The organism is Bacillus sp. RCC_6_1 (assembly GCF_041360755.1).
Taxonomy (GTDB): Bacteria; Bacillota; Bacilli; order Bacillales; family Bacillaceae_G; genus Bacillus_A; species Bacillus_A cereus.
Genome location: NZ_JBFUPV010000014.1, coordinates 115694 through 129293, shown reverse-complemented (window position 1 = coordinate 129293; position 13600 = coordinate 115694). Strand labels below are relative to the sequence as shown.

The window sequence follows — 13600 nt, the reverse complement described above, 5'->3', positions numbered from 1 at the left end:
ATAAAGTTAGTTTGTCTAGCATCTAAAATAAAAATTGACGTTTCACGTTGTTTGTTTCGTTCAGTTTTCAAAGAACTTGTCCGCCGCTTCAGAAGCGACTTCATCATATTAACATCTTCATTTTTCGATGTCAACTAAGTTTTAAAATTTCTTTTTTGTCGTTTTCTGCGTTTCCGCATCAGCGACGTTTATTAATATACCATCACACTTTTTAAATAACAAGTGTTTTTTTATAAAAATATAAAAAAATTATCTACCCTACTTTCTTCTATAGAAATAACTATTATCCTCTCTACTAAAAATAGTTATTCTGATTGTATACTACTACACTTCATTCAACAAAATTGAATTTCACAATACCTTCCCAAATTTTCATTCTCTTCTATATTAAGGTTTATAATAATTATCCTTCTATAAAATAACTATACAAATTAGCCGTAAGAAAAAATCCCATCTACATTAAACAGCCACTCGCACGCATTATCCCCTTCCTTCTCATTCGAAAATTCCCCCCTACAAATTAACAACATTCCAATCCTAATATAAACTTAAGTATATTGTTAGAATTTTTTTACATTTAATTAATGAAAAATATCCATTTTTTGTTATATAGTAAGAAAGGACGCACTCAACTATAAATAAACCAATGGAGGAATTATTTTATGGATAGGTTAACAAAGTTTTCATTAAAAAACCGAGCTGCCATTATCATCATGATCTTTCTCATTTCCATACTCGGTGTTTATTCCGGCTCTAAATTACCTATGGAATTTTTACCAAGTATCGACAATCCGGCAATTACCGTCACAACCTTATCTCAAGGACTCGACGCTGAAACGATGACAAAGGATGTAACTGATCCTCTCGAAAAACAATTTCGCAATTTAGAACACGTCGACACCATTACTTCTTCTACATACGAGGGATTATCACGTATCGACATTGCGTATACATCAAAAGCAAACATGAAAGATGCAGCACGCGAAGTCGAAAAAGCCGTCAATACAATTAAATTACCTAAAAATGTAACCAAGCCCGTAGTTAGTCAATTAAACACTTCTATGATTCCACTCGCTCAAATTACTATCCAGAAACAAAACGGTTTTTCAAAAGCAGATGAAAAACAAATTGAAAAAGAAATCGTACCACAACTCGAAAACATTGATGGTGTTGCCAACGTTATGTTTTTCGGAAAATCCACCTCTGAATTATCTATCGTACTTGATCCGAACCAATTAAAAAACAAAAACGTAACATCACAGCAGGTACTAACTGTTTTACAAGGAAAAGAAACTTCTACTCCAGCTGGGGCAATTACTGTTAATCAGGAAGAATACAACCTCCGCGTCATTGGGGACATAAAAAATGTAAATGACATTAAAAACATCACTGTGGCACCCCAAGTGAAATTGCAAGACATTGCTCAAATTGAAATTAAACAACACTACGATACAATCTCACATATAAACGGAGAAGAAGGCACAGGATTAATCATCATGAAAGAACCGAGTAAAAATGCAGTTGCCATTGGAAAAGAGATTGATAAAAAAGTTAAAGAGATAGATAAGGAATATAAAGATCAATTTTCTATTAAACTTTTGGCTTCAACCCATGAACAAGTTGAAAATGCTGTTACTAGCATGGGAAAAGAAGTAATACTTGGAGCAATCGCTGCAACTCTAATTATCTTAATCTTTTTACGTAACTTCCGAACAACACTCATCGCTGTTGTCAGTATTCCATTATCTATTTTATTAACACTCTTTTTACTACATCAATCTAACATTACGCTTAACATTTTAACCCTCGGTGGTTTAGCTGTTGCGGTTGGACGTCTCGTCGATGATAGTATCGTTGTCATCGAGAATATTTTCCGCCGTTTACAAAAAGATTCTTTCTCTAAAGATATCATTCTCGATGCAACGAAAGAAGTCGCAGTCGCAATTACTTCTTCTACTTTAACAACGGTCGCTGTTTTTTTACCTATCGGCCTCGTATCGGGAGCAATCGGAAAATTAATGTTACCTATGGTATTAGCAGTTGTATATTCTATACTATCATCCTTAATCGTTGCACTAACAGTTGTTCCACTTATGGCTTTTTTACTACTCAAAAAAACAAAGCATCGAAAGCCAAGTTCTTCATCACGATATGTCGCTACATTAAAGTGGGCTCTTTCTCATAAATTCATTATTCTACTTACTGCATTTTTATTATTTGTAGGATCAATTGCAGCTTATATATTACTACCGAAAGCAAACATAAAATCTGAAGACGACACAATGTTATCTATTAACATGACATTTCCAGCCGATTATAATGCTGAATCTCAAAAACAAAAAGCATTTGATTTTGAAAAGAAATTACTTTCTAATTCAGATATAACAGACGTTATTTTACGAATGGGATCTAGCGCAGAAGATGCACAATGGGGGCAAACAACTAAAAATAACCTCGCTAGTATATTCGTAGTCTTTAAAAAAGGTTCTGATATTGATCAATATATTAAAGAGTTAAAAAAGGAAAATAAAACTTTTGAGCCTGCTGAACTTGATTATATAAAAACAAGTTATTCAAGCTCTGGCGGCGGCAATAACTTACAATTTAACGTAACAGCTACTAACGAAGCGGATTTAAAAGAGGCGGCTACTATCGTTGAAACAAAACTAAAAAGCATGGATGATCTTTCTAAAGTAAAAACAAATTTAGAAGACTCTAAAAAAGAACGGCAAATTCATATTGATCAAACAAAGGCTGAACAACTAGGTTTAACACCAGAAATAGCTGCGCAACAAGTAGCATTCCTTATGAAGAAATCACCTATTGGCGAAATTACAATTAATAACGAAAAAGCTACTATTATGATAGAACACAAAAAAGAAAACATTAATAAACAAGAAGATATTTTAAATACAAACATACTATCACCTATTAATGGACCAATACCTTTAAAAGACATCGCAACTATTTCAGAAAAGCAAACGCAAACAGAAATTTTCCATAAAGACGGAAAAGAAACAATCCAAATTACAGCCGAAGCTTCAAATGAAGATTTGAGTAAAGTAAACACAGCAGTAAATAAAGCGATGACTGACTTAGATTTACCTAGTGGTGCAAAAGTAAATATCGCAGGAGCTACTGAATCTATGCAAGAGAATTTTACAGATTTATTCAAAATTATGGGGATTGCAATCGGGATTGTATATTTAATTATGGTTATCACCTTCGGGCAAGCACGTGCTCCTTTTGCAATCCTATTCTCCTTACCGTTAGCTGCTGTCGGTGGTATTTTAGGATTAATCATTTCACGAACACCTGTTGATGTAAATTCCTTGATCGGCGCATTAATGTTAATCGGGATTGTTGTTACAAACGCTATTGTATTAATAGAAAGAGTCCAACAAAATCGGGAACACGGAATGGAAACTAGAGAAGCCTTACTTGAAGCAGGTTCTACTAGACTACGCCCAATTATTATGACAGCTATTACAACAATCGTTGCTATGCTCCCACTCCTATTTGGCCAATCCCAAGCAGGAAGTATGGTATCAAAAAGTTTAGCCGTCGTCGTCATCGGCGGTTTGGCAGTCTCAACTGCTCTTACATTAGTAGTCGTTCCAGTTATGTATGAACTATTAGATAAAATCGGGAGAAAAAGACGCTCCCGTAGGAAAATAAGCACTTCTACAGAAACACCTGATATTTAAAAACAAAAGGCGTTACCTTCACAAATGAAGATAACGCCTTCTCTCTATTTATTCATAAAATCCATCATTTTTTCCACATATTGCTCTATAGGTTTACTAGAATCCACAATCCAAATTACATCTGTTCTTCTTTATAATTAATCACAAATTCAACAATCATTACATCCATTCCTTCTATATTAAAATACAAAAGAACCCCCTACCTATAAATAGAGAGTTCTTCTTTATAATTTATGCCGCTTTTACCTTTTTCGTTGTTTTACTTTTTCTTTTCGTTCCTGTAAAGCGCTTGTGTAATATAGATGCTATCAAGCGTGAAATAACATTGAATAGTAATACCATAATAATTAATACAGCTGCAGATTTTGTCGCAATCAACTTCGCATCTGGAATAACTCCTTCAGAATTTAATTTCCAAATGTGAACCGCTAATGTTTCAGCTGGTCTAAACGGATTTAAAGGATGCGCAGGACTTGATAAATCCGCTGCTGAATTTAAAATCGGGGATGTTAAACCCGCTGTGTAAATTAATGCTGCCGCTTCCCCAAATATACGACCCGCCGCTAAAATAATCCCTGTAATAATTTGTGGTAATGACGATGGGATAATAATACGAGCGATTGTTTGCCACTTCGTTGCACCTAATCCAAGACTTGCCTCTTTTACATTATGAGGAACTTCTGAAATCGCATTTTCACAAACACGCGTTAAACCTGGTAAATTTAAAATAGTTAAAGCAAGAGCACCACCCATTACTGTGTATCCCCAACCTGTCATTGTAACGAACACTAACAAACCAAATAAACCAACAACAATAGAAGGTAAAGACGCCATCGTCTCTATACATAGACGAACAAAATTTAAAAAACGTCCTTGTTTTGCGTACTCTGCTAAATATATTCCAGCACCTAATCCAAGAGGAATAGATATAATAAGCGTTATAACAAGCATGTAGAAGGAATTGAATAACTGCGGACCAATCCCACCACCAGCTCTTGTATTGCTTGGTTCTCCAAACAAGAAATTAGGATCCCAAAATCCCCATCCCTTTTGTAAAATTTCAAATACTAAGAACACTAGCAAAGCTACAACTAAAGCTGCAACCGCATAAAAGATACCTGTCCAAACTTTATTTACCGTTCTTGCATTCATTATTATCGCTCACCTCTTTGCCCAATCGCTCGAATTACTAAAATAAACAGGAATGAAATAACAAGTAAAATCATCGCTAAAGTCCATAGCGCATTGTTCCAAGCAGTTCCGTTCAATGTATTCGTCATGTCCATTGTTAAAATACCAGTTAACGTCGCTGTCGGACTATATATTCCTTCTGGTAATTTAATCGTATTCCCGATTACCATTTGAACCGCTAGCGCTTCACCAAAAGCACGCGCTAAACCTAAAACAACACCTGTTAAAATCCCTTTCTTCGCAGCAGGAACAATTACTCGGCTAATCGCTTGCCATTTCGTTGATCCTAGACCATAAGAAGCTTCTAAATAATCAAATGGAACAGAACGTATTGCATCAGAAGCGATACTAGCAATAGTAGGTAAAATCATAATACTTAATACAACAATACCTGCAATTAAGCTAAAGCCTACTCCCCCAAACGAATCACGTAATAGTGGTACTAAAATCGTAACACCTAATAATCCGTATACAACCGAAGGAATACCAACTAACAATTCTAGAACAGGCTTCAATACTTTATTTCCAAACTTTGGCGAAATTAAATTCATGAATATAGCAAGAGCTATAGCAATTGGTGCACTAATAATAACCGCACCTAACGAAACCACCGTTGAACCTACAATGAAAATTAAAGCCCCGAAGGATCCTTGATCAGCATTTGGATTCCATTTTGTCGATGTTAACATCTCAGTAAATGAGATACCACTTTGTGTAAAAGATTGAATACCTTTCCCACAAATAAACGCAATAATAGCTAATGTAATTAAAACAATAAAAATACCACAAAACGTAACAAGTGATCTTCCTATATATTCACTTTTTACGTAATTAATTTGTTTTTTCCCCTTCATCACAGGACAGACCCCACTTCACAGATTGAAATGAACAGGACTGGCCTTGCAGCCAGCCCCATAAAATTTTATTACTTATTTAATTTAGACATTGGAATGTAGCCCATATCTTCTACTTGCTTTTCAAAATCTTTACCTTTTACATAATCGATGTAAGCTTTCGTCGCTTCCTTCGCTTCACCTTTTGTTACCATATATTCGTAAGACCAGAATGGATATTTACCAGACGCAATGTTTTCAACTTTCGGTTCAGCACCATCAATTTTCACTGTTTGTAGTGCGCCTTTTTTCTCGCCGACCATGTAAGACATTGCTAAATAACTCACCGAACCAGGAGTAGAGTTAATCGCTTGCTCTACTGCACCGTTAGAATCTTGTGTTGTACCAGTTCCATCATTAATTTTCGCGTCTTTCATAATCGTTTTTTCAAATGTAGCACGTGTACCAGATGAAGCCGGACGATTAATTACATTAATTTTTTCATCTTTTCCGCCTACTTCTTTCCAGTTTGTTACTTTTCCAGTGAAGATATCTTGTACTTGTTGCATTGTTAAGTTATCAACTTTTACATCTTTATTTACGACAAGAGCGAATGCAATACCCGCTACCTTGTTATCTACTAATTCTTTCGCCTTTTCAGCATCTTTTATTTTATCTCCGGACGGAACATCCGAATTACCAATTTGCACTGCACCAGATGCTACTTGGTTAATCCCAGTTCCACTACCGCCACCTTGAACTTGAATAGAAACTTTTGAATTTTTCTCCATGAATTTCTTTCCAGCTTCCTCCGCAAGAGGTAGAAGAGCTGTAGAACCAGCCGCTGCAATCGTACCTGATAATTCTTGTTTTGTATTATCGCTTCCTTTAGCAGTTTCTTTACTAGTTGTATCTTCTGCTTTCCCACAACCAACTAATGCTCCTGCTACCACTAAAGCTGCTAAAGAAAATTTAATACCTTTTTTCATAACCATGTCTTGTACCCCCATTTGGATTATCACTTTTCGAATTCATTTTCTTTCGAACACAAATTCATTGTAGGACAACAATATTATGTGAGTGTTAAGCAATTTTTAATTTTAAGTAAATGACGATAATAATCCTTAAAAGCTAGAAATCCCAACATTTATAGTTAAATAACCCAACAAAAACCACACTAACTACGCTGCAATGTAAATATATTCTTAACAATGTAAATTCAATGTAAATGTTTTTCTCTCTTTTTCCCTTTTCGTTAAAGTTACATTTACAATTCCGCTGTATTTTGTAATTTTTACACACCTAATTTATGCACATTAAAAATAATTTCAGTAATATTTTTTAGTACAACTAAATAAATTGGAACAATTCTAAAAATAAATGAATATTTTTAAAGTACTAATTGACAACATAATCCAATGTAGTCTACTATATTACTAACAAAAAGTTTACCTTAGGAAACTTTTTAAACTCAAACTAAAAATATAGAGATGAGGTAACTTTTATGGTATCGGCTAATATAAAACCACTTTCCGAATTTAAAATAGGAGAGTTTGTACAAATTGAGAAGATACAATTAGAAGGAACTATGAAACGACGCTTATTAGATTTGGGATTTATCCCGGGGGCGACGATTAAAGTATTGCAACGCAGTCCACTTGGAGATCCGGTCGCTTATCAAGTGAGCAACACAACTATTGCACTGCGTAAAGAAGAAAGCTCCCTTATTTTCGGGGTATTAATAGGAGATGATTTCAGATGAGCAAACATCGTATCGCTTTAGCTGGTAACCCGAATACAGGGAAAAGTACATTATTTAATACTTTAACAGGCTTAAAACAACATACTGGAAACTGGACGGGAAAAACTGTTTTAAAAGCTGAAGGAGAATATGAACATAACGGAAGTAATTATACATTAATAGATTTACCGGGAACTTACTCACTATACTCAAATTCCGCAGACGAAGAAGTAGCGAGGGATTATATTATATTTGAAAAACCAGAAGTAACTGTAGTTGTTATAGACGCAACTGCTATGGAAAGAAATTTAAATTTAGCACTCCAGGTGATGGAGATGACAAATAATGTAGTCATTTGCATTAACTTAATTGATGAAGCCGAGAAAAAAGGGATTGTTATCGATGAAAAGAAATTAGCAAAATCACTTGGTGTACCTGTCGTTAAAATTTCAGCACGTAACCGAGTAGGTATTGGTCATTTGCTAAATGTTATTGCAAGAGTAGCAAATAAAAAACTAATTCCAACACCAATTAAAATTACTTACAGCGAAAAAATTGAAAATATGATTCAGGAATTAGAACCACAAATTTATAAAGTGTTCGGTGATACGTATCCAGCACGTTGGATTGCGTTACGTATATTAGATGGAGATAAAAATTTCTTAACTACACTTCAAAAACACCATAATGAACCACTTGTAAGGGAGGTCGTAATTAATGGAATCTCACTCAGCCAGTAAAGGTCTTCCATTAGACTATATTATTCAACATGCACAAACACTTTCAAAAGAAGATATACGAGATGATATAGTCGGAGATATTTACCGAACATCTGCAAGCATATGTAAAGAATCTGTCCAATATACAAATACTGATAAATTATATCGTTCTGAAAAACTAGATAAAATTTTCACATCTCCAATCTGGGGATTCCCAATTATGCTCGGTATTTTATCTATTATTTTTTATCTTACAATTGCAGGCGCTAACGTACCATCTGATATGATTGCCGAATTCTTCGGATGGGCCGAAGGATATTTAACATCTTGGTTCCAAGCAGCGCATGCACCTGAATGGTTACATGGCATTTTAATACTTGGTTTGTTCCGTGGTATCGGTGCTGTTATTAGCGTTATGTTACCACCTATGGCAATCTTTTTCCCTATGTTCGCGCTATTAGAAAACTACGGATACTTACCACGTGTCGCGTTTAATATGGACCGCTTATTCAAACGATCCGGCGCACACGGGAAACAATCTTTAACAATGGCAATGGGATTTGGTTGTAATGCAGCAGCCATTATGTCAACACGTATCATTGAATCACCACGTGAACGTATGCTAGCAATTTTAACGAACAACTTCGTTCCTTGTAACGGTCGCTGGCCTATGTTAATTTTAATGGCTTCACTATTTATGGCTGCTGGTTATACAGGCAGTATGCAAACATTGGTTACTGCTGGCGTTGTAGTTGGAATGGTTGTAATTGGTGTTATTATGACATTAACTGTTTCTTGGGTACTATCAAAGACAGCCTTAAAAGGGATTCCAACTCACTACACACTTGAGTTACCTCCGTACCGCAAGCCAAAAGTTTGGAATACCATTGTTCGCGCAACACTCGATAAATCAATCTATGTTTTAAAACGAGCTATAGTTGTTGCTGCCCCTGCGGCTGCATTAACTTGGTTACTTGCTAACATTTTTATCGGTGACACAAGCTTACTTATGTATTTTGTAAACTTCCTAGATCCATTTGCTAAAATGTTAGGACTTGACGGGTTTATTCTAGCTGCATTCATTCTTGGACTACCCGCTAATGAAATTGTAATCCCAATTTTATTAATGTCTTACTTATCAACTGGGGCTTTAACTGAAATAGATGATTTTAATCAAATTAAAAATCTATTCCTAGAAAATGGTTGGACTTGGTTAACAGCGTTAAACACAATGTTGTTCTCACTTCTTCATTTCCCGTGCGGAACAACACTTGTTAATATATACAAAGAAACAAAAAGTGCAAAATGGACATTCTTATCGTTTGCAATCCCTACCGTTATCGCCATTGTTGTTACATTCCTCTCTACACAATTGGTACATTGGTTAGAGCTTGTATAAAGCAAAGCATACATAGAAGGTATCCCCCTTCACATATGCTTTGCACGAAAGAGACCTGAAATTATTCAGGTTTCTTTTTTTGCACATCAGTATTCCACGGCTGTGCTCCATACGTTGTGAGTTTTTTATGAATAAAATATATAGTTCCTGGAAGAACTGCCATTAATATCGTGCAACTAATTCCTAATCCAGTAAACAACTTTCATCACCTTATTTCACTCTTTTCGGTAAAGCTGAACCTGAATGTTCAATTGTTGGATGAACATGAACAGTAATTTCAGCATTACTAAAGTAATTTTCGCCTTGATCCCAATTCTTACTTATTTTTGTCCACTCTTTATAATTATGTCGCTTATACACTTCCCCTAACTCTAATACATCTACCTTATATTTTTTTTGAACAAGCTTAATCGATTTTTGAATACGCTCCTCCATTTCTTCCGATATATCCTTCTCTAAACGCTTTTCATTCAAAACCTTTTTATGATCACTGAAATGCAACTCAGCCAATGTGCCTTCCAGAGATAAATGAATATCAAACTTTGGTTTTGTAGCATTCGTTGTAGATACTTTAATTTTTCGACGCAACTTATGAATTTCATATGTAATAAGTTGATTTTTTTTACGAATCGTAAAAAAACCTCCAATTTTTTTGCCTATTATATAATTCATCCCTAATGTTTCTTCCCCACTCAAATTGCCTACACATTTATTATCCTTTCCACGAAACAATGCTGCACCGTTCATTTGTACCCCTTGTTTTGTCAGTTCAAGAATAGGTAATACAAAACTGCGGTTAGAGATCATCTTCTCCTGTACCTCCCCAATTCTTGCAGCCTCAATCATTTGGGCATTTTTCGGAGGGTGTTCAGCTAACATATCAATATACTGCGCCGGTAAATTTTCAGGCTTGGCACTTTGTTTTAAAATAGCTTCTGCATTTTTCTTAGAAACGAACAAACGAATATTTCTTCTCATTTCATGATCGCGAATATATACATCTAACGTATTTTGTAAAATGTATGGATGTGAAAGTAATTCTTCAGAGAAAATAATCACTTGTATATGAGGGAAAAATAATGTACGGCTAATTTTTTTAGCGATTATTCTTATTTGTTCAAATACACTATCTGCTTTTGCACTAACATTAATATAATTTTCGCTATCCCCACCCCCTTGTCCACCCTGTTGAGACAATTTACTGGGGAGTACCATCTGATAGGTCCCTTTCATAATTGGATTCGCTTTCTTCTCCTTCACGATATCGTAAGCCGCTCCTACTACAAATCCTCTTTCTTCTATCTCTTCTAACTCAGAACACCCACTCATAAATCCAGTTAAAGCCATAACCATTATAATTTTAAGAAGGTGTTTCATTTCCACCATTCCTTCTTTTTATTTTATATACAATTAAAACAAGCAAAGGTGCTAACACAACACACCCCATATCTATCCAAGCTAAATAAGTCCCATAACTTGATAAAGCATTCAAACTACTAGGTATCATATTCGCCATAAAAATAATTGGGGCACTTACGAAAATAAAAATATGTTTCTTCACTTTCGGAAACATAGCACAAAACAATAAAGATGCGACATCATAGTACATTGCTGTCGTGTTATAAATAGTAATAATCCAAGTCGTAAAAAAAATCGCATCAAACCTTTCTAAAAATCCTCCACCAATTTCAATTTCTTTCCCTAATTCAATTGTTGGATATGTCAATCCACGTGTTGTCATATACGTAAAAACACTAATACAAGTTACATAAATTAAAATGTATGACAGCACGTTTACCATCACCGCTTTCGCGACTGCCATTGGCGCTTTTTTCGCTGTCTTATCATTCAGCAACACCGCATAAAATAAAGCTACTTCAAATCCAATAAACGTAAAAATAGAATTTTTAACTCCAACAGCATATTGACTTACTTTCGTTTGAAAAGCTGGTAGTAAATTATTTATTTCCATTAAATTTATATTCAATAAAGAAAGAAGTACTATCGCAATTAAAACAATAGGCAAGAATAAAACATTTAACCTTAATAAGGCTGCTCTTGATCCTGCTATTCCATAAATAACAACTAATAAGAAGAAAAAAGACAGTAGTTGTATTGGTGTATCACTAAATAAATATGTTTGAGAAATAACTGAAATCATTCGCGATTCATACGCTGTCAAAGCAGCAAACGTTAATACTAAAATACTACTAATTGTGTATGCAACAGGCTTCGTCAAATGCGCACTCGTATATTGAACAAAATTTTGTTTTGGAAATAAGATAGCCACTCTCGTCACAAACCAGCCTAAAACTGCGCAAATCAGTCCACCCAAAAGCAAGATAATCCAACCGTCCGAAAATAAAGTTTGGTTAGCAATATCTCTTGGCATAGACAATGCCCCTATACCAATAATGGTCGATGATACCGCAAACCCAATTTCCCGAGATCCAATCTCTTCATCGCCATACTCAAATGGTTTCAATTATTTTCGCTCCTTTGGACGTATTGTAGAATCTTTTGTTTGTAAGTACTCCGGTCTATCTTTCAACATCGCTTTTGGTATGCGAATAAATTCTTCTTTCCAATCTTTATAAAATGCAGGAGCAATTGGAGTTGTATACGGTATACCAACACTTGTTAAATTTGTAATATGAACAGCAAGTGCAATCAGAGCTAGAATGATCCCATACAACCCAAAAGCCGTTGCAGCTAATACAAAGACGAAAAGTAAAATCCGGAACGTAATCGTAATACTATATACAGGAAGCGAGAACGTAGCAATCGCAGTAACTGCAATAATAATAACTAAAAACGGATTTACAATCCCTGCATTTACCGCAGCTTCTCCAATTACAAGACCTCCTACAATCCCTATCGTTTGTCCCATTGGTTTGGGCAATCGGATTCCAGCTTCTCGTATTAATTCCATAGTCAAGGCCATCATTAACGTTTCAATATATGCTGGGAACGGAACACCTTCCCTCGCACCTGCAATTGAATAAGCCAGTTTAGAAGGAATAAGTCCTTGATGATAAGATACAAGTGCTACATACATAGCTGGTAACAAAACCGCGATTATACCTGAACCCATACGTAAAAATCTTAGTAACGTTCCAATCACCCAGCGCTCGTAATGATCTTCTACAGATTGAAAAATATCAACAAACACAAGCGGTGCAATAAGAGCAAACGGAGATCCGTCTACTAAAATGGCCGCTTTTCCCTTCGCTAATGACGCTATAATATTATCTGGCCTCTCTGTATTCAAAAACTGTGGAAATGGAGATAAATTATTATCCTGAATTAATTGTTCAATCGTACCTGTTTCCAAAATAACATCTGTCACTATTGATTGAAGACGGCGATCTAACTCTTTTACAATGTGAGGATTAATAATATCTTCTATATATACTAGGGTTACTTCTTTCTGCGATCGCTTCCCCATAATATAAGATTGGAACCTCAACTTTGGATCGCGTAAACTGCGTCGGATTAACATTTTATTCACATTAATATCTTCATTTAATCCAACTCTCGGTCCGCGTATTAAATCTTCTGTCACTGGTGGCTCTAAACTTCTCTTCTCCCAAGCCCTACTATTAATAACGATAGCAGTTTGAATATTATCAATTAATATAACTGTATCTCCCGCTAAAATCGCATTTATAATATCCGGAAACGTTGTCTTCTTACCCACTTCCGCAATAGAAATAAAACGATCCAATAACGTCTGAACGACAGCCGCTTCATTTTGCACTTCTTCATATTGAAGAGTACGAACTACATATTTATAAACATTATCCTTGTCTGTTAACCCACATAAAAACACAACCGCACAACGTGTAAAACTCCCAGCAAGAACAACTTCTCTAATTGTTAAATCATTAGGTGAACCTAACTCATCCCTAATTTCTTTCATAACTTCAAATAAGTTACCTTCAAGCTCTAACAATTTCCCCACCTAACTTCCTTTTCAACAAGTTTTTAGTTAGATTCCGCTAATTGAA

General features: G+C 35.2%; 11 protein-coding genes. 4 read left to right on the top strand and 7 right to left on the bottom strand.

Annotated elements, in window-relative coordinates:
• The first annotated feature begins 662 nt into the window (after positions 1-662).
• Positions 663-3707 (top strand): efflux RND transporter permease subunit, encoded by a 3045-nt coding sequence (locus AB6801_RS26330; RefSeq protein WP_097999569.1) that lies wholly within the window; start codon positions 663-665, stop codon positions 3705-3707.
• A gap of 231 nt (positions 3708-3938) precedes the next feature.
• Here AB6801_RS26330 and pstA read toward each other — a convergent pair whose 3' ends face one another.
• The 3 genes from pstA to AB6801_RS26315 form a co-directional block, all read right to left on the bottom strand.
• A complete protein-coding gene (pstA, locus tag AB6801_RS26325; protein ID WP_000994140.1) occupies positions 3939-4859 on the bottom strand; it encodes a phosphate ABC transporter permease PstA in 921 nt (306 codons plus the stop codon).
• A gap of 2 nt (positions 4860-4861) precedes the next feature.
• Entirely contained in the window at positions 4862-5752 is an 891-nt protein-coding gene (gene pstC, locus AB6801_RS26320; protein WP_000676676.1) for a phosphate ABC transporter permease subunit PstC, read from the bottom strand.
• 71 nt (positions 5753-5823) lie between these two features.
• Positions 5824-6726, bottom strand: a complete 903-nt coding sequence (locus tag AB6801_RS26315; protein WP_000245109.1) for a phosphate ABC transporter substrate-binding protein PstS family protein — start codon at positions 6724-6726, stop codon at positions 5824-5826.
• A 509-nt stretch (positions 6727-7235) separates the two neighbouring features.
• Here AB6801_RS26315 and AB6801_RS26310 point away from each other — a divergent pair.
• The 3 genes from AB6801_RS26310 to AB6801_RS26300 are packed head-to-tail and all read left to right on the top strand — an operon-like array spanning position 7236 to position 9590.
• Positions 7236-7493, top strand: a complete 258-nt coding sequence (locus AB6801_RS26310) for a FeoA family protein (RefSeq protein ID WP_000252982.1) — start codon at positions 7236-7238, stop codon at positions 7491-7493.
• Positions 7490-8212, top strand: a complete 723-nt coding sequence (locus AB6801_RS26305) for a FeoB small GTPase domain-containing protein (RefSeq protein WP_000033868.1) — start codon at positions 7490-7492, stop codon at positions 8210-8212. Before AB6801_RS26310 ends, AB6801_RS26305 begins: the two co-directional genes overlap by 4 nt.
• Entirely contained in the window at positions 8190-9590 is a 1401-nt protein-coding gene (locus tag AB6801_RS26300; protein ID WP_065704863.1) for a nucleoside recognition domain-containing protein, read from the top strand. The genes AB6801_RS26305 and AB6801_RS26300 overlap by 23 nt, the downstream gene beginning before the upstream one ends.
• Positions 9591-9651: 61 nt before the next feature.
• Here the strand turns inward: AB6801_RS26300 and AB6801_RS26295 are convergent, their stop codons facing one another.
• Genes AB6801_RS26295 through gerLA form a run of 4 tightly spaced genes read right to left on the bottom strand, consistent with a single transcriptional unit; the run spans position 9652 to position 13554 of the window.
• Positions 9652-9789, bottom strand: a complete 138-nt coding sequence (locus AB6801_RS26295; RefSeq protein ID WP_000493997.1) for a hypothetical protein — start codon at positions 9787-9789, stop codon at positions 9652-9654.
• An 11-nt stretch (positions 9790-9800) separates the two neighbouring features.
• Positions 9801-10967 carry a spore germination protein GerLC gene (gene gerLC / locus AB6801_RS26290; protein ID WP_000681627.1) on the bottom strand — a complete coding sequence of 389 codons (1167 nt, stop codon included), beginning with the start codon at positions 10965-10967 and terminating at the stop codon, positions 9801-9803.
• Positions 10951-12075: a spore germination protein GerLB gene (gerLB, locus tag AB6801_RS26285; protein ID WP_000802004.1), complete on the bottom strand. Its 1125-nt coding sequence runs from the start codon at positions 12073-12075 to the stop codon at positions 10951-10953. The genes gerLC and gerLB overlap by 17 nt, the downstream gene beginning before the upstream one ends.
• Positions 12076-13554, bottom strand: a complete 1479-nt coding sequence (gene gerLA / locus AB6801_RS26280) for a spore germination protein GerLA (RefSeq protein WP_002196203.1) — start codon at positions 13552-13554, stop codon at positions 12076-12078.
• Between the last annotated feature and the right edge of the window lie 46 nt (positions 13555-13600).

Bases quoted from the DNA above. Each gene is read 5' to 3' on its own strand.
- gerLC (WP_000681627.1), bottom strand. From the start codon at position 10,967: ATGAAACACCTTCTTAAAATTATAATGGTTATGGCTTTAACTGGATTT.
- AB6801_RS26305 (WP_000033868.1), top strand. From the start codon at position 7,490: ATGAGCAAACATCGTATCGCTTTAGCTGGTAACCCGAATACAGGGAAA.
- pstC (WP_000676676.1), bottom strand. From the start codon at position 5,752: ATGAAGGGGAAAAAACAAATTAATTACGTAAAAAGTGAATATATAGGA.
- AB6801_RS26315 (WP_000245109.1), bottom strand. From the start codon at position 6,726: ATGGTTATGAAAAAAGGTATTAAATTTTCTTTAGCAGCTTTAGTGGTA.
- AB6801_RS26330 (WP_097999569.1), top strand. From the start codon at position 663: ATGGATAGGTTAACAAAGTTTTCATTAAAAAACCGAGCTGCCATTATC.
- AB6801_RS26300 (WP_065704863.1), top strand. From the start codon at position 8,190: ATGGAATCTCACTCAGCCAGTAAAGGTCTTCCATTAGACTATATTATT.
- pstA (WP_000994140.1), bottom strand. From the start codon at position 4,859: ATGAATGCAAGAACGGTAAATAAAGTTTGGACAGGTATCTTTTATGCG.
- AB6801_RS26310 (WP_000252982.1), top strand. From the start codon at position 7,236: ATGGTATCGGCTAATATAAAACCACTTTCCGAATTTAAAATAGGAGAG.